15 protein-coding genes are annotated in these 16,594 nt (G+C 70.8%); 10 read left to right on the top strand and 5 right to left on the bottom strand.

The window, feature by feature from the left end; translation table 11 throughout:
- The first annotated feature begins 74 nt into the window (after nt 1-74).
- Nucleotides 75-347: an acyl carrier protein gene (locus PGN12_15635; GenBank protein MEH3105317.1), complete on the top strand. Its 273-nt coding sequence runs from the start codon at nt 75-77 to the stop codon at nt 345-347.
- Nucleotides 348-551: 204 nt separating this feature from the next.
- Here the strand turns inward: PGN12_15635 and trxB are convergent, their stop codons facing one another.
- Nucleotides 552-1,520, bottom strand: coding sequence for a thioredoxin-disulfide reductase (gene trxB, locus PGN12_15640; GenBank protein ID MEH3105318.1), 969 nt, complete (start codon nt 1,518-1,520; stop codon nt 552-554).
- Nucleotides 1,521-1,599: 79 nt separating this feature from the next.
- Here trxB and PGN12_15645 point away from each other — a divergent pair, with 79 nt between their 5' ends.
- Entirely contained in the window at nt 1,600-2,985 is a 1,386-nt protein-coding gene (locus tag PGN12_15645) for a leucyl aminopeptidase family protein (protein MEH3105319.1), read from the top strand.
- A gap of 286 nt (nt 2,986-3,271) precedes the next feature.
- On the opposite strand, the gene tpiA is transcribed toward PGN12_15645, so the two are convergent.
- Nucleotides 3,272-4,015 carry a triose-phosphate isomerase gene (tpiA, locus tag PGN12_15650; protein ID MEH3105320.1) on the bottom strand — a complete coding sequence of 248 codons (744 nt, stop codon included), beginning with the start codon at nt 4,013-4,015 and terminating at the stop codon, nt 3,272-3,274.
- A 105-nt stretch (nt 4,016-4,120) separates the two neighbouring features.
- On the opposite strand from tpiA, the gene PGN12_15655 reads away from it, so the two are divergent.
- Nucleotides 4,121-6,055, top strand: a complete 1,935-nt coding sequence (locus PGN12_15655) for a peptidyl-prolyl cis-trans isomerase (GenBank protein ID MEH3105321.1) — start codon at nt 4,121-4,123, stop codon at nt 6,053-6,055.
- Nucleotides 6,036-7,553 (top strand): chorismate-binding protein, encoded by a 1,518-nt coding sequence (locus PGN12_15660; protein MEH3105322.1) that lies wholly within the window; start codon nt 6,036-6,038, stop codon nt 7,551-7,553. The genes PGN12_15655 and PGN12_15660 overlap by 20 nt, the downstream gene beginning before the upstream one ends.
- 51 nt (nt 7,554-7,604) lie before the next feature.
- Here the strand turns inward: PGN12_15660 and PGN12_15665 are convergent, their stop codons facing one another.
- Both PGN12_15665 and PGN12_15670 read right to left on the bottom strand, forming a co-directional pair.
- Nucleotides 7,605-8,663 (bottom strand): nitronate monooxygenase, encoded by a 1,059-nt coding sequence (locus PGN12_15665; GenBank protein MEH3105323.1) that lies wholly within the window; start codon nt 8,661-8,663, stop codon nt 7,605-7,607.
- A 65-nt stretch (nt 8,664-8,728) separates the two neighbouring features.
- Nucleotides 8,729-9,166, bottom strand: a complete 438-nt coding sequence (locus PGN12_15670; GenBank protein MEH3105324.1) for a hypothetical protein — start codon at nt 9,164-9,166, stop codon at nt 8,729-8,731.
- 157 nt (nt 9,167-9,323) lie between these two features.
- Here PGN12_15670 and PGN12_15675 point away from each other — a divergent pair, with 157 nt between their 5' ends.
- The 6 genes from PGN12_15675 to lexA all read left to right on the top strand — a co-directional run bounded on the left by PGN12_15675 (nt 9,324) and on the right by lexA (nt 14,122).
- Complete coding sequence (locus tag PGN12_15675; protein ID MEH3105325.1) at nt 9,324-9,914, top strand: aminodeoxychorismate/anthranilate synthase component II; 591 nt, start codon at nt 9,324-9,326, stop codon at nt 9,912-9,914.
- The gene (gene trpD / locus PGN12_15680; GenBank protein ID MEH3105326.1) at nt 9,911-10,906 is read left to right on the top strand and encodes an anthranilate phosphoribosyltransferase; all 996 of its coding nucleotides are present in this window, start codon (nt 9,911-9,913) and stop codon (nt 10,904-10,906) included. The genes PGN12_15675 and trpD overlap by 4 nt, the downstream gene beginning before the upstream one ends.
- Nucleotides 10,903-11,688 (top strand): indole-3-glycerol phosphate synthase TrpC, encoded by a 786-nt coding sequence (gene trpC / locus PGN12_15685; protein MEH3105327.1) that lies wholly within the window; start codon nt 10,903-10,905, stop codon nt 11,686-11,688. The genes trpD and trpC overlap by 4 nt, the downstream gene beginning before the upstream one ends.
- A gap of 70 nt (nt 11,689-11,758) precedes the next feature.
- The gene (moaC, locus tag PGN12_15690; GenBank protein MEH3105328.1) at nt 11,759-12,229 is read left to right on the top strand and encodes a cyclic pyranopterin monophosphate synthase MoaC; all 471 of its coding nucleotides are present in this window, start codon (nt 11,759-11,761) and stop codon (nt 12,227-12,229) included.
- Nucleotides 12,226-13,401 carry a molybdopterin molybdotransferase MoeA gene (locus PGN12_15695; GenBank protein MEH3105329.1) on the top strand — a complete coding sequence of 392 codons (1,176 nt, stop codon included), beginning with the start codon at nt 12,226-12,228 and terminating at the stop codon, nt 13,399-13,401. Before moaC ends, PGN12_15695 begins: the two co-directional genes overlap by 4 nt.
- A 58-nt stretch (nt 13,402-13,459) precedes the next feature.
- Nucleotides 13,460-14,122, top strand: coding sequence for a transcriptional repressor LexA (lexA, locus tag PGN12_15700; GenBank protein ID MEH3105330.1), 663 nt, complete (start codon nt 13,460-13,462; stop codon nt 14,120-14,122).
- A 233-nt stretch (nt 14,123-14,355) separates the two neighbouring features.
- Here lexA and PGN12_15705 read toward each other — a convergent pair whose 3' ends face one another.
- Nucleotides 14,356-16,512: a ComEC/Rec2 family competence protein gene (locus tag PGN12_15705; GenBank protein MEH3105331.1), complete on the bottom strand. Its 2,157-nt coding sequence runs from the start codon at nt 16,510-16,512 to the stop codon at nt 14,356-14,358.
- Nucleotides 16,513-16,594 lie beyond the last annotated feature (82 nt).

Raw genomic sequence — 16,594 nt, forward strand, 5'->3', positions numbered from 1 at the left:
TTGCGGAATCCACCCCTTGCGCCTAACGCGACGCCGGCTTGCCGCCGGATCAATGCGGCAAAGGTGGAGGTTGCGTGATTCCCGAAGGCACGAGCGAAATCGAGACGACCGTGCGCGCGGTGCTGGTCGACGTGCTGGCGCTCGACCCGGCACGCGTCGCCGCCTTCCACGCCGACACGCCGCTGTTCGGCGCGCTGCCCGAACTCGACTCGATGGCGGTGGCGGGCGTGCTCACCGAGCTGGAGGACCGGCTCGGCATCGTCATCGAGGACGACGAGGTCGACGGCGAGATGCTGGAAACGTTTGGCGCGCTGGTGACCTTCGCGGCCGGCAAGGCGCTGGTCTGAGATTGATCGTCATCCCCGCGAAGGCGGGGAGCCAGAACCTCTGACCTCGCGACCCTTGCGAAGACCCGCGCGTCTGGGTTCCCGCCTTTGCGGGAATGACGTTTGTTCGTCGCCCCGGCCTTGAGCCGGGGCCCCGCTTCTTCCTCTCGCCACCGGACAAAAAAAGCGGGACCTCGGATCAAGTCCGGGGCGACGAGGAGTCGATCACTCCGCCGCTTCCTTGACCGCCTCGAACTCCGCCGCCGCGAGGAACCGCTCGGCATCCAGCGCCGCCATGCATCCGGTCCCGGCCGCAGTGACCGCTTGGCGGTACACCTTGTCCATGACGTCGCCGCACGCGAACACGCCCGGCACGCTGGTGCGCGTCGAGCCTGTCTCGACCGCGATATAGCCGTCCTCGTCAAGCGCGAGATGCCCGCGGAACAGCTCGGTCGCCGGATGGTGCCCGATCGCCACGAACCCGCCCTCGACATCGATTCGCGACGGCGCGCCGGTGACGGTGTCCTCCAGTTCGAGCGCGACCAGCCCGGCAGTCCCGCCGCCGTCGACAAATTCGCGAACTTCCTTGTTCCACAGCACCTTGACGTTGGGATGTGCGAACAGCCGCTCCTGCAGGATCCGCTCGGCGCGCAGCGTGTCGCGGCGATGGATCAGCGTCACGTCGTCGCTGTGGTTGGTCAGGTACAGCGCCTCCTCGACCGCGGTATTGCCGCCGCCGATCACCGCCACCTTCTTGCCGCGGTAGAAGAAGCCGTCGCACGTCGCGCACGCGCTGACGCCCTTGCCCTTCATCGCGTCCTCACTGTCGAGCCCCAGCCACTTGGCCTGCGCGCCGGTCGCGATCACCAGCACCTCGCCTTCGTAGACGTCGCCGCCATCGCCGATCAGCCGAAACGGGCGCGACGTCAGGTCGACCGCGACGATCGTGTCCCACATCAGCCGCGTGCCGACATGCTCGGCTTGGCGCTGCATCTGCTCCATCAGCCACGGCCCCTGGATCACCTCCTTGAAGCCGGGATAATTCTCCACGTCGGTGGTGGTGGTCAGCTGGCCGCCGGGCTGGATGCCCTGCACCACGATCGGCGCCATCCCGGCGCGCGCGCCATAGATCGCGGCGGACAGCCCGGCCGGGCCCGAGCCCAGGATCAACATGCGAGTCGAATGTGTCGTCATGCGCGCGATGTAGGATGGCGCGTCGCGCAAGGGAACCGCGCGCGTTGCACCCCGCGCCAAGTCCTGCTTTGGTCCCGCGATGACCGACTTTAGCGCCTTGCTTCAGCCCGATCGCGGCCAGCCCGCCCGCGACATTCACGTCGTCCACCCCGATCGTTTCGCCGACTGGCTGGCCGCGCAGCCGGTCCGCGTCCGCACCGCGGTCGCCGCCAACAAGGTCACCGGGCGCGCCGGCAATCGCGCGATCCTGCCGGGCGAGGCGGCGGACGACTGGGCGATGCTGCTGGTCTGCGACGAGCCGCTCGACTCGCCGTGGCGGATCGCCTCGCTCGCCGACACGCTGCCCGAGGGCACGTACCGGCTCGCGGACGGCGGCGCGACCGGTGCGGCGGGGCTCGGCTGGCTGCTCGCGCAGCATCGCTTCACCCGCTATCGCAAGGTCGAGCCCGCCGCACCGCGCGTCCTGCTCACCAGCGACGTCGCCGCGATCGACGAAACCGTCCGCCTCGCCGCCGCCACCGCGCGCGTCCGCGATCTGGTCGACACCGGCGCCAGCGATCTCGGCCCGGCCGAGCTGGAGGCGGAGGCCGATGCGCTCGCCGCGCAGCATGGCGCGACCGTCACCGTCACGCGCGGCGACGCGCTCGCCACCGGCTATCCGATGATCCACGCGGTCGGTCAGGCGGCGAGCAAGGACCGTGCGCCGCGCCTCATCGAGCTCGAATGGGGCGACCCCGCCGCCCCGCGTGTCGCGTTGGTCGGCAAGGGCGTGTGTTTCGATTCGGGCGGGCTCGACATCAAGCCGTCATCGGGGATGCGGCTGATGAAGAAGGACATGGGCGGCGCCGCGCACGCGCTCGCGCTCGCTGCGCTGGTGATGCAGGCGCGGCTGAAGGTGCGGCTCCACCTGCTAATTCCGGCGGTGGAGAATGCCATCGCCGGCAACGCCTTCCGCCCCGGCGACGTGCTGACGACGCGCAAGGGGCTGACCGTCGAGAACACCAACACCGACGCCGAAGGCCGGCTGATCCTCGGCGACGCGCTGACCAGGGCGGTCGAGGGCGCGCCCGACCTGCTGATCGACTTCGCGACGCTGACCGGCGCGGCGCGCGTCGCGCTCGGGCCGGACCTGCCCGCGACCTTCGTACAGGACGAAACGCTGGCGACGGAGCTGCTCGCGGCAGGGACGGCGGTCCACGATCCGCTGTGGCGGCTGCCGCTTTGGGACGGCTATGACGACATGCTCAAGTCGGACGTCGCCGACATGGTCAACGCCCCCGACGGCGGCTTCGCGGGTTCGATCACCGCGGCATTGTTCCTCCGCCGCTTCGTGCCCGCGAGCGTGCCGTGGGCGCACTTCGACACCTTCGCGTGGCGCCCGTCGCCGCGTCCCGGCCGACCGAAAGGCGGCGAGGCCTACGGCCTGCGCGCGACATGGGCACTGCTGAAGAAAAGGTTCGCCTGATAGGGTTACGTCATCCCGGACTTGATCCGGTATCCCGCTTCTTTTTGCCCCGCCGCCGAAAAGAAGAAGCGGGACCCCGGATCAAGTCCGGGGCGACGTGGAGAGAGCACATGTCAGCCCCCCGTCGCCCCTGCGCAGGCAGGGGCCCATGTCTGTCTCGCGCCGCGTAAGGTCTGACACACGAACCAACGCCCATGTGTCAAACCGCCCGGGAAACGACACAGCCATAGGCCCCTGCCTCCGCAGGGGCGCTATACAGACGCCACCTTATCTGACCGCAGCACCCTCACCCCGCCGCCTCGATGATCGGCACGAACTTCGCCGCGGTCAGGCTCGCCCCGCCGACCAGCGCGCCATCGACATCCGGCACCGCCATGATCTCGCGCGCATTGTCGCCGGTCACCGACCCGCCGTACAGGATCCGCACGCCGTCCGCCGCTTCGCCGATCAGCTGCCGCATCTTCGCGCGCGCGATCGCATGGATCGCGGCAATCTCGTCCAGCGTCGGCGTGCGCCCGCTCCCGATCGCCCAGCGCGGCTCATAGGCCAGCGTCAGCCAGTCGCCATGCGCCTGCTCGGGCAGCGACTTCTCGATCTGCGCCTGCACCACGCGCTCTGCGCGACCGGCATCGCGCTCCGCTCCCGTCTCGCCGCAGCACAGGATCACCGACAAGCCCTGGCGCCGCGCCGCCGCCGCCTTCGCCCACGCATCCTGGCTGGTTTCGTTCTGATACTCGCGCCGCTCCGAATGCCCGACGATCGTGAACCGCGCCCCCGCCTCGCGCACCATGGCCGCCGAGACGCTCCCGGTATAGGCGCCGCTGTCCGCCTCGTGGACGTCCTCGGCCCCGATCGCGAGCCCCGGCACCCGCTGGGCGGCCGGCGCGATCAGCGTCGACGGAACGGCGATCGCGACATCGACATCGGGGTGCGCCGCCGCCACCGCCGCCACCGCGTCCAGCTCCGTCAGTAGCGCTAGATCGCCGTTCATCTTCCAATTGCCCGCCACCAGCTTGCGCCGCACCGTCATTCTCCTACTCGCTTGTTAAACCTGTTATACGACCGTGCGGCTTGATGCCAGCCGGACCTGTGCCTAAAGCGGCGAGCTTCACTCCTGTCCCGGTCTGCCTCTTCCATGCTCAGCTTCCTCCGCGGCATCATCCATTCGAAGGTCGGCATGATCGTCACCTTCGGCATCCTGATCGTGATCGCGCTGGCGTTCGCGGCCGGCGACGTTACCGGTCTGGCGAGCGGCGGTGGCATCCTCGGCCACCCGCTGGCGGCGGTCGACGGCGAGAAGGTGACCGCGGACGACATCCGCCGCCGCGCGCAGGACGAGATCCGCGCCGCGCGCCAGCAGCAGCCCGATCTCGACATGGCGACCTTCGTGCGCGCCGGCGGCGTGGAGAGCCTCATCACCCGCTCGCTGACCGGGCTGGCGCTGGAGACGTTCGGCGAGGAACAGGGAATGCGCGTCAGCCGCGCCCTCGTTGGCAGCGAGCTGAAGGCGATCCCGGCCTTCGCGGGCGCAACCGGCCAGTTCGACCAGCAGGCGTACCTGCGCCTGATCGCGCAGCGCGGGATGACCGACGCGCAGGTCCAGCGCGAGATCGCGCGCGAGACGATGGCGCAATTCCTGATCGTGCCGACGGTCGGCGCCAGCCAGGTGCCGCAGCAGCTCGCGCTGCGCTACGCCTCGCTGCTGCTCGAGCGTCGCGCCGGTCAGGCGGCGCTGATCCCCGCCAGCGTGTCCGGTCCGGCCCCGACCAATGCCGAGGTGCAGGATTGGTACAAGCGTAACGTCGCGCGCTACACCACGCCCGAGCGCCGCGTGATCCGCTACGCTTTGGTCACCCCGCAGCAGGTCGCCGCGCAGGCAGTGCCCAGCGACGCCGAAATCCAGAAGGCCTATGACGCCGACAAGGCGAGATACGCTCCCAAGCCGCTCCGCGACGTGACAATCGCCACCGTGCTCGACCAGAAGGCCGCACAGGCGCTCGCCGACAAGGTGAAGGCCGGCACCCCGCTCGCCGCCGCCGCACGCGCCGCCGGACTGGAGGCGCGGACGATCACCGCGGTCGAGCAATCCGCGCTCGCCACCCAGACCTCGCCCGCGGTCGCCGCCGCGCTGTTCGGCGCCGCGCAGGGCAATGTCGTCGGCCCGCTGCGTGGGTCGATCGGCTTCGTCGTCGCGCGCGTCGAGAAGGCGACGCAGGATCCCGGCAAGACGCTGGCGCAGGCGCGCCCGGAGATCGTCGCTGCGCTGACCAAGCAGAAGGCGAACGACGCGATCGGCAAGATCCGCGACGCGGTCGAGGATGCGCTGGCCGACAACGCCAACATCGCCGAGGTCGCCCGCGACCAGAAGCTCAATGTGCAGGCGACGCCGGCGGTGCTGTCGAGCGGGATCAACCCCGACCAGCCGCAGGCGCAGCCCGATGCGACGCTCGCCCCGGTGATCGCCGCCGGCTTCGCGGCCGAGGACGGCGACACCCCGACCACGGTCGGCATCGGGCAGGACGGCGGCTTCGCGATCGCCGCGCTCGACCGCATCGTCCCCGCCACCCCGCTCCCGCTCGCACAGGCACGCGCCAAGGTCGTCGCCGATCTCACCGCCGAGCGCGCGCGCCGCGCCGCGCAGGCCGCCGCCAACGCGATCGTCGCCAAGGTCAACGCCGGCACCCCGCTCGCCGCCGCGGTCGCGCAGGCCGGCGTCAAGGCACCGGTCGAGCGCGTCGAGGCGACCCGCGCGCAGATCACCGCCAATCAGGGGCAAGTGAACCCGGTACTCGCAATGATGTTCGGGATGAAGCAGGGAAGCGCGCGCGCGATCCAGGCCCCCGACGGGCGCGGCTGGCTGGTGCTGCGCGTCGAGCAGATCGTGCCGGGCGACGCCAGCAAGCAGCCCGCCGCGATCCAGGCGACCCGCGCCGACCTCGGCCGCTCGATCGGCGGCGAATATGCGCAGCAATTCGCCAATGCCGTCGCCGCCGCGCAGGGCGCCAAGCGCTATCCCGACGCCATCGCCACGCTGAAGAAGGACCTGCTCGGTGGCGACGCCGGACAGTGACGCCCCGGCTGCGGCGGCCGCGGCGCTCGCCGCCGGCCGTCCCGCGTTGGTCTGGCGGCGGCGGATCGCCGACACCGAGACGCCGGTCGCCGCCGCGCTCAAGCTGATCGAGCCCGGCCGCGGCGACTTCCTGCTCGAATCGGTCGAGGGCGGCGCGGTGCGCGGTCGCCACTCGATGATCGGCCTCGCCCCCGATCTCGTGCTGCGCGCGCAAGGCGACCGCGCCGAGATCAACCCGCGCTGGCTGGAGGATCGCGACGCCTTCACGCCGTGCGCCGCACCGACGTTGACGGCGCTGCGCGACCTCGTCGCCTCGATCCGCATGGACCTGCCCCCCGAACTGCCGCGCGCGCTGGCGTGCCTCGTCGGCTATTTCGGCTATGAGACGATCGGACTGGTCGAGAAACTGCCGCAGCCCGAACAGGATGCGCTCGGCCTCCCCGACCTGATGTTCGTGCGCCCGACCGTCATCCTGATGTTCGACCGGCTCGCCGACGAACTGTTCCTCGTCGCACCGGTCTGGCCCGATGTGGCGCAGGCGCCCGACCGCCAGATCGCCGCCGCCGAAGAACGCCTCGATGCGGTCGAGGCACGGCTCGCCGCCGCCGCGCTCCCGCCGCGTGCCCGCGCTGACCTGACCGAGGTCGCGCTCGCCCCGACGCTCGCGCCGGGTCGCTATGCGGAGATGGTCGCTCGCGCGCAGGATTATATCACAGCCGGCGACATCTTTCAGGTCGTGCTCGCGCAGCGCTTCACCGCGCCCTTCTCGCTCCCGGCGTTCGAGCTGTACCGCGCGCTGCGTCGCATCAACCCGTCGCCGTTCCTCTACCATCTCGACCTGCCCGGCTTCGCACTCACCGGGTCGAGCCCCGAGATCCTCGTCCGTGCGCGCGACGGCGAGGTCACGATCCGCCCGATCGCCGGCACCCGCCCGCGCGGGAAGACCGCGCTGGAGGATGCCGCCAACCGCGACAGCCTGCTCGCCGATCCCAAGGAACGCGCCGAGCACCTGATGCTGCTCGACCTCGGCCGCAACGACGTCGGGCGCGTCGCGTCGCCGGGCACGGTGCAGGTGACCGACAGCTACGGCATCGAATTCTACAGCCACGTCATGCACATCGTCTCGAACGTCATCGGCCGGCTCGCGCCGGAACATGACGCGATCGATGCGTTGTTCGCGGGCTTCCCGGCCGGCACCGTCAGCGGCGCGCCCAAGGTCCGCGCCTGCCAGATCATCGCCGAACTCGAGCCCGAGAAGCGCGGCGCCTATGCCGGCGGCGTCGGCTATTTCTCACCCGACGGGTCGATGGATTCATGCATCGTGCTGCGCACCGCAGTGGTCAAGGACGGCACGATCCACGTCCAATCCGGCGCGGGCATCGTCGCCGACAGCGATCCGGCCTATGAACAGCGCGAATGCGAGGCCAAGGCCGGCGCGCTCCTCGCCGCCGCGCGCGAGGCGGTGCGGCAAGCGTCGACGCCCGACTTCGGGCAGTAAGGTCTACCTTCTACGTCATCCCGGGCTCGACCCGGGATCCCGCTTCTCCCTTTATCGGCCACACGCCGCGAGTTCCTCCCCCAGCAGCCGGACAAGCTCGGCCGCCGGCATCGCCCGCGCCAGCGGCGCGCCCTGCCCCGCCCAATGCGCGCCGAATCCATGCTCACCCGTCGCCGCCGCCGCGGCATGGAGCGCCTTACCGGCGTCATAGGCGATCGGATAATCTGGCGGCCGGTGCCCGGAAACATGCTCGCCGAGCGCGGTGAAGCGGTTGGCGAGCGCCCGCGCCGGCCGCCCCGAGATCAGCGAGGTGAGCACGGTGTGATAGGCCGCCTCCCCCGCCAGCGCCGTCCGATACGCGTCACTTGCCGCCGACTCGGGACAGGCGATGAACGCCGTTCCAAGCTGCGCCGCGACCGCGCCCAGATCGAGCGCGGCGGCGATCCCTGCGCCGTCCATGATCCCGCCCGCCGCGATCACTGGAAGCGGCGTCTCGCGCACCAGCAGCCGCGTCAGCGCGACCGTTCCCAGCGCATCGTCTGCGGCGTCGGGATCGAAGATGCCGCGATGCCCGCCCGCCTCGATCCCCTGCGCCACGATCGCATCGACGCCCGCCGCTGCGACCTGCCGTGCCTCGGCGAGGCTGGTGGCGGTCGCCATCGTGTAGATGCGGCGCGCTCGTAGCGCCTCGATCACGCCCGTGCCGGGCAAGCCGAAGTGGAAACTGACCACCGGCGGCGCGACCTCCAGCAACATCGCCAGCATGGCCGGATCATCGGCGAAGCTCGTGTAGATCTCACGCAAGGCGATCGGCGGTGACGCACCGAACGCCGCGAAGAGCGGCGCGAGCCACGCCAGCCACGCCGCCTCGTGCGCCGGGTCGGAGGTCGCCGGTCGGTGAACGAACAGGTTGACGTTGAACGCCCGTGCGGTGCGCTCCCGTACCGCCGCGATCAACGCCCGCGCCATCTCGGCATCCACCGCACCGACCCCGATCGACCCGAGCCCGCCCGCCTCCGACACGCGCGCCGCCAGCAAGGGGGTGGACACTCCCGCCATCGGCGCCTGGACCAGAGGCAGATCGAGCGTTAGCCGATCAACGAACGACATGCGCACTCGTCCGGCGGACCGGAAGCCCGTCCGTCATCCCGAAGACGACGGTTGGAACGATCCCCTCACCGCCCGCCCGGGATCATCGAGTCGTTCTTCTCCGCCGCGCGACGCTCCGCGGCCCAGGCGCGGTTGATCGCCAGCGCGCAGCCGGTCTGCCCGCCCGATCCGACCGGCGAGCACGTATCCGGCAAGCCGCCCGCCACGCGGCTCACCTGATCGGCGGTCGCGACGCGATTGGTCCACGCCTGGTTCTTCGCCGCGGGCTCGGCACTGTCGCGCAGCGGCTTGGGGATGCGGAATTGTTCGTCCGGATTGAGCCGGCTGCACACCACCACCTCGTCGCCCTGCGCGACGGGGCATTTTTCGTCGCCCTCCAGCGTGACGCTGCGCACGCGCTGCGGCGCGCGTCCGGCATCCCCCGCCGATTCGACCTGCGCCATGGCCCCGGTCGGCAGCACCAGCATGGCGGCACTCAGCACGGCGATCATCGGACGGCGCATCGTCTTTCTCCTTGGTCCCGCGAACGCGCAGGGTGGCGCTTTTCTCCGCGCCACGATTTGCCCAGCCATGACGAATCTTTGCGCCGTTGCAATATTCCTGTCGTGCGCGGGATCGCTCGGCGGTTGCGGTCGGCGGCGCATCGGCTATGGCGGGCGCATGATCCTGGTGATCGACAATTACGACAGCTTTACGTGGAACCTGGTCCATTACGTCATGGAACTGGGCGCAGAGGTCCGCGTGGTCCGCAACGACGCGCTCACCGCCGCCGAGGCGTTAGCGAGCGGCGCGCAGGCGATCCTGATCTCGCCCGGCCCGTGCACGCCCAACGAGGCGGGGGTCAGCCTCGAGCTCGTCGCGGCCTGCGCGTCGGCACGCCGGCCATTGTTCGGCGTCTGCCTCGGCCATCAGGCGATCGGCCAGCATTTCGGCGGCAAGGTCGTGCGCGGCGGGCTGATGCACGGCAAGACCTGCCCGGTTGAGCATGACGGCACCGGCGTGTTCGCCGGGCTCCCTTCACCGTTCACCGCGACGCGCTATCATTCGCTAATCGTCACCGACGTGCCCGATTGCCTCGTCGTCAATGCGACGGCCGGCGACGCCTCGGTGATGGGGCTGCGCCACCGCGAGCTGCCGATCCACGGCGTGCAATTCCATCCCGAGAGCATCGCCACCGAGCACGGCCACGAGCTGATCGCCAATTTCCTGCGGCTGGCGGGCGTCGATCATGCGGGACGGATCGCCGCGTGACGACCGTGGCGTTGTTGCCTGATCCGTCGTCACCGCTCGCGCGCGAGTCGGCGGCGCAGGCGTTCGCCGACATCCTCGACGCGAAGACCAGCGAGGAAGCGGTCGCCGACTTCCTGATCCGCCTCGCCGAGCGTGGCGAAACCAGCATCGAGATCGCCGAGGCGGCGCGCGCGCTGCGTCAGCGGCTGATCCCGATCGCCGCCCCGGGGGATGCGATCGACGTCTGCGGCACCGGCGGCGATGGCCAGCACACGCTCAACGTCTCGACCGCGGTCAGCCTCGTCGTCGCCGCGTGCGGCGTACCGGTCGCCAAGCACGGCAACCGCGCCGCCTCGTCAAAGGCCGGCGCCGCCGACACGCTCGAGATGCTCGGGCTCGACATGGAGCGCGCCGGCGCACAGGCCGAGGCAACGCTGCGCGAGCTGGGCATCTGCTTCCTGTTCGCCGCCAACCATCACCCCGCGATGCGCCGCATCACCCCGATCCGCCGCAGGATCGGCCGGCGGACGATCTTCAACCTGATGGGGCCGCTCGCAAATCCTGCGCATGTCACCCGCCAGCTGATCGGCATCGCACGCCCCGATTACGCGCCGATCTATGCCGAGGCGCTGGACCAGCTCGGCAGCGACGCCGCCGCGGTGGTGGCGGGTGAGGAAGGGCTCGACGAAATCTCCGGCGCCGGCCCCACCCGCGTCGTCACGGTCGGCGCGGTGCCGCTCCCCGCGCGGATCGTTCCCGAGGATGCCGGGGTCGCGCGTCATCCGACGATCGCGATCCGCGGCGGTGACCCGGCCTATAACGCCGCCGCGCTCCGCCGCCTGCTGACCGGCGAGCACGGCGCCTATCGCGACGCGGTGCTGCTCAACGCCGCCGCCGCGCTGGTCCTCGCTGGCCGCCAGACCGAGCTGCCCGCCGCCGCCGCGCAGGCCGCCGAGGTGATCGACGCCGGCCAGGCCAACACGCTCCTCGATCGCTGGATCGCCTGGTCATGACCATCCTCGCCGACATTTGCGCGACCAAGCGCAGCGAGGTCGCCGCGCGCAAGGCCACCACCTCGCTCGCCGACCTCACCGCGCGCGCCGCTGCGCAGAGCGCCCCGCGCGGCTTCCGCGCCGCGCTCGACGCGACCGTCGCCGCCGGTCGCCACGCGCTGATCGCTGAGATCAAGAAGGCCAGCCCGTCCAAGGGGCTGATCCGCGCCGATTTCGACCCGCCCGCGCACGCCCGCGCCTATGCCGCAGGCGGTGCGACCTGCCTGTCGGTGCTCACCGATGCGCCCTATTTCCAGGGTCACGAGGATTATCTGATCGCCGCGCGCGCCGCCTGCGATCTCCCCGTGCTCCGCAAGGATTTCACCGTCGATCCGTGGCAGGTGGTCGAGGCGCGCAGCATCGGCGCCGACGCGATCCTGCTGATCGCCGCCGCGATCGACGACGCCTGCATGGCCGAATGCGAGGCCGCCGCGATCGAACAGGGGCTCGACGTGCTCGTCGAGGTCCACGACGCCGCGGAGATGGAACGCGCCGCGCGGCTCACGTCCCGCCTGATCGGCGTCAACAACCGCGACCTGCGCACCTTCGCGGTCGACTTCCGCCTTACCTACGAGCTGATCGCGCACGCGCCCGCCGGCTGTACGTTCGTCGCCGAAAGCGGCCTCACCAGCCGCGCCGACCTCGACGAACTGGCGGCGCACGATGTCCATTGCTTCCTGATCGGCGAAGCGCTGATGCGCCACGCGGACGTCGCCGCCGCGACGCGCGCGATGGTCGGCTAGTGCCCCGCCTCCTCTCAACCGTTCGTGCTGAGCTTGTCGAAGCACGCGCCCACGGCACGCCGCCCGGCAAGTGACGAACCTCACCCACCTCGATGCCGATGGCGCGGCGCACATGGTCGATGTCGGCGACAAGGCCGTCACCCGCCGCGAGGCGGTCGCGACCGGCGCGATCACCATGTCCGATGCGGCGCTGACCGCGATCCGCAACGGCGCTGTGAAGAAAGGCGACGTCCTCGCGGTCGCCCGCGTGGCGGGAATCATGGCCGCAAAGCGCACCAGCGACCTCATCCCGCTGTGCCACCCGCTCCCGATCACGCGCGTATCGCTCGATCTCGAACCGGTCGCAGACGGCATCACCGCCACCGCCACCGTCGCGACCGACGGCAAGACCGGCGTCGAAATGGAGGCGCTGACCGCCGTCTCGACCGCTTTGCTGACCGTCTACGACATGGCGAAGGCGATCGACAAAGCGATGACGATCAAGGACATCCGTCTGCTCGAAAAGCGCGGCGGCCGCTCCGGCGACTGGCGCGCGCCATGACGCCGCTCCCGGTCGCCGAGGCGCAGGCGCGCGTGCTGGCGCTCGGCCGCCCGGTCGACACGATGGAAGTGCCGCTAGATCAGGCCCTCGGCCGGTGGGCCACCGCCCCCGTCATCGCCCGCCGCACCCAGCCCTCGGCAAATCTGTCGGCGATGGACGGCTATGCCCTCCGCTTCGCCGACCTGCCCGGCCCCTGCCGCGTGATCGGCGAAAGCGCTGCAGGTGCGCCCTTTTCCGGCACGGTCGGCGCGAGCGAGGCGGTTCGCATCTTCACCGGCGCTGCGATGCCGCCCGGCGCGGACACCGTGCTCGTCCAGGAAGAAGCCGCGCGCGACGGCGACACGCTCCGGCTCGACGGCGAAGGCCCCCCACACGTCGGCCGCAACGTCCGCCGCCGCGGGCTCGACTTCGCGAAGGGCGACGTGCTCGTCGAGCAAGGTCAGCGGCTTACGCCCGCCCGGCTCGCGGTCGCCGCCACCGGCGGGGTGGCACAGATCGCGGTCGCGCGCCCGGTCCGCGTCGCGCTCGCCGCGACCGGCGACGAGCTGGTCGAGCCCGGCACCCCCGGCGACGCGCTCCCCGAATCCAACCGGCTGCTGCTCCGCGCGCTGCTCGCGGGCACCGGCGTCGAGATCGTCGACCTCGGCATCCTCCCCGACCGGCTCGACCGGCTGACCGAGGCATTCGCTACCGTCGACGCCGACGTCCTCGTCACCACTGGCGGCGCATCGGTCGGCGACCACGATCTGGTCCGCCCCGCGCTGCTCGCCGCGGGCACAACGCTCGATTTCTGGCGGATCGCGCTGCGCCCCGGCAAGCCGATGCTTGCCGGACGGCGCGGTGACATGGCAGTCGTCGGCCTGCCCGGCAATCCGGTCTCGGCGTTCGTCACCGCTTTGCTCTTCGTCCGCCCGCTCGTGGCGCATCTCGCCGGCGCCGCCGACCCGTTCCCCCCCGTTTCCCGCGCCTTGCTCGGCGAAGATCTGCCCGCCAACAACGAGCGCACCGATTACCTCCGCGCCGAACTGCGCGACGGCCGCGCCTTCGCTTCGACAATTCAGGACAGCTCGATGCTCCGCACGCTGGCGCGCTCGACCTGCCTGATCGTCCGCGATCCGCACGCCCCGGCGGCGCGCGCGGGCGACTCGGCGGAAATCCTGATGATCGCTTGACGGACAGCGCTATGTTCCATAAAGGTTCGCAATCCGTTCACTAGGAAGGCGCCCGGACATGCTGACGCGCAAGCAGCACGAGCTGATCTGCTTCATCGAGGACCGCCTCGCCGACACGGGCGTCTCGCCCTCGTTCGAGGAGATGAAGGACGCGCTGGAGCTGAAGAGCAAGTCCGGGGTCCACCGTCTCATCAGCGCGCTCGAGGAACGCGGCTATCTCCGCCGCCTCCCCAATCGCGCGCGTGCGCTCGAGGTCATCAAGGCGCCCGAGCGTGGTCCCGAGGCGAAGCGCCCCGCGCCGCCCTCGATCAAGCGCAATATGCCCGAGCCCGCCAACGACGTGGTCGAGATCCCGCTGCACGGCCGGATCGCGGCCGGTGTGCCGATCGAGGCGTTCGAGGGCTCGACGATGCTCCCGGTGCCCGCCGCGCTGCTCGGCGCGGGCGAGCATTTCGCGCTGGAGGTGGCGGGCGACTCGATGGTCGAGGCCGGCATCTTCGACGGCGACTACGCGCTGATCCGTCGCCAGGAAGTGGCGCGTGACGGCGAAATCGTCGTGGCGCTGATCGAGGACAGCGAGGCGACGCTCAAATATTTCCGCCACGAGGGCGCGATGATCCGCCTCGATCCCGCCAACCGCGCCTACGACCCGCAACGCTACGCCCCGGCGCAGGTCCGCGTACAGGGCAAGCTCGCGGGGCTATTGCGGCGTTACTCATAGGAGTTGAGGCCGTCGCCCCGGACTTGATCCGGTCCCGCTTCTTCTGGACGATCAAACCAAAACGAACCGCGTAGGCACAACCTTCGCAAACATCGGGGCCTTCGCAAGCCCCGCGCTGCCTCCCTCACCCACCACCCCGGCGAACGCCGGGGCCCAGTTGGGCGAATCTTCGCAATGATTTAGCGCCCATCGCCAAGCGAAGCCAACGACCGCCCGGCGCCGCACCCAACCCTTTACGGCCGCGTCGCCTTCGAGCCCGCAACCGGCAACATCGACAACCACCTCGCCAATATCGACGAGTGTTTCGCTCCCTCTCCCACCCTTTGGTGCCCGGCGAGCACCCACGGATGCGCATCCCCCACCTCGTGCACCGTCGCCACCCGCCCGGTCGCAAACGTCACCCGCACCCCGCCGGTATGCGCCAGCGTCGTCCGGTCGAGCGTCAGCCACCGCGCCCGACACCCACGCGGCAGCCGGCGCTCGCTGACCACCACATCCGCCCGGCGGCATAACGATATCAACTCGTTAGCCGGCACCAGATACAGACTCCGCGTCGCCAGTACCCGCCAGACGCGCCCGTTCGCATGCCGCTCTATCCAGCACAGCTCGCGGTTGCATCGTGCGCCCTCCACCTCGCTCAGCAGCCCCGGCTCCCCGTCCAGCCCGCCCGCCTCGGCGAGCAGATCGCGGACGTAATCCCCTGTGCGATCACGCAAAATCGCCACGCCGCCGCTATCGCCGCGCAGCGCCAGATGCCTTCCGTCGCCGGTGACGATCAGGTCCGGCACTGGCGTCATGATCGTCCACGCCGCTCCAATCGCCACCGGCAGCAATCCGGCATAGCGCCATCCCGTCCGCCAGATCGCCAGCCACAGCCCGCCCACCACCATCGCGCCGAACGCCGCCTGTGGCATCACCGGCAACGCCGTCACCGCACCGGGCGCCGCCGCTACCGTCTTGGCAATCCACAGTAAAAGTGCCAGCGCCTGATCCGCGATCCACCACCCCGGCGCCCCCGCGCCGACCAGATCAAGCAGCAGCGCCACCGCCTCGGCCGGCATCACCACGAAGGTCGTCAGCGGGATCGCGACGATGTTGGCGATCGCGCCATAAAGTCCCGCCTGATGAAAGTGATAGACTGCGATCGGCATCAGCGTCAGCTCGACCAGCAACCCGGTCAGCAGCAGCGACGCCGCCGCCCGCAGCACCCCCCGCCACCGCGCCTCTTCATGCTCCCCGAACCACGAACGAACCCGCGGATGTTCATGAAACGCAATGATCGCCGTCACCGCCGCGAACGACAGCTGGAAGCTCGGCCCCACAACCGACTGGGGCCAGCACACCAGCACCACCACCGCCCCCGCCGCGACCAGCCGTAGCGTCAGCGCCTCACGCCCGAGCGCCAGCGCCACCAGCACCATCAGCGCGGCGACACAGCTCCGGATCGTCGGCACCTGCGATCCCGTCAGCCAGGTATAGCCGATCGCCGCGACCGCCCCCGCCGCCGCGGCGACCAGCGGCAGCCGCCCGGTCAACGCCAGCCGCGGCGACAGCGCGAGCAGCCGCAACGTCAGCCACATCACCAACCCCACCGCCGCGGTGATGTGCAACCCGCTGACCGACAACAGATGCGCCAGCCCGGCACGCCGCATCGCCTCGGCATCGGCCTCATCGATCGCGCCGGTGTCGCCGGTCGCGAGCGCCGCCGCGATCCCGCCCGCGCTGCCCGCCAGCCGCGCTTCGATATGCCGGGTGAGGGTGGCGCGGACGTCGGCCGCGCCAGCTGCAGCGGGGGTCACGACCTGAACCGGCGCAAAGCCGCGCCCGGTCGCGCCCAGCCTCGCAAACCACGCCACCCGCGCGAAGTCATATCCGCCGGGCACCGCCGGCGGCGCAGGCGGCATCAACCGTGCGCGCACCCTGATTGCCGCCCCGCGCGCCAGCCCCGTCGGCACCGCGGTCGTCTCCAGATTGACCCGTACCCACGCCGGCGCGGCCCCTTCCCCGTCCCACCCCAGCACCGCTAGCGTCACCCGCGTCAGCCGGCGCGCCGGGAGCGGCTCGACCTGCTCGACGCGCCCGCTCACCCACGCGATCGTCGGCCGCGTCAGCACCGGCGCGGCAACCCGTTCGGCCCGCGCCCACGTCAGCGCCAGCCCGATCGCCACCGCCAGCGACAGCACCGCCACCAGCACCGGTCCTCGCCCGCCCCGCGCCACGGCCAGCGCTCCGGATGCGGTCGCCAGCGCCAGCAGCAGCACCGCCAGCCAGCCATGCGGGTCGGGCAACGCGAACCAGGCCGCCGCCCCCGCACCCAGCGCAACCGGTACCCACAGCACGAGCTGGTCGCGCTCCGCCTCCAGCCGGCGCTCGACCGCCCCCTGTATCAAAGCGATGCCATGCGCGGCGCGTGTTTGAAGCGCCGACGATGCTTTGCTAGAGGCGGGCGCGGCTGAACTGGCCATTCGAATT

Source organism: Sphingomonas phyllosphaerae, from assembly GCA_036946405.1.
GTDB classification, from domain to species: Bacteria; Pseudomonadota; Alphaproteobacteria; order Sphingomonadales; family Sphingomonadaceae; genus Sphingomonas; species Sphingomonas phyllosphaerae_D.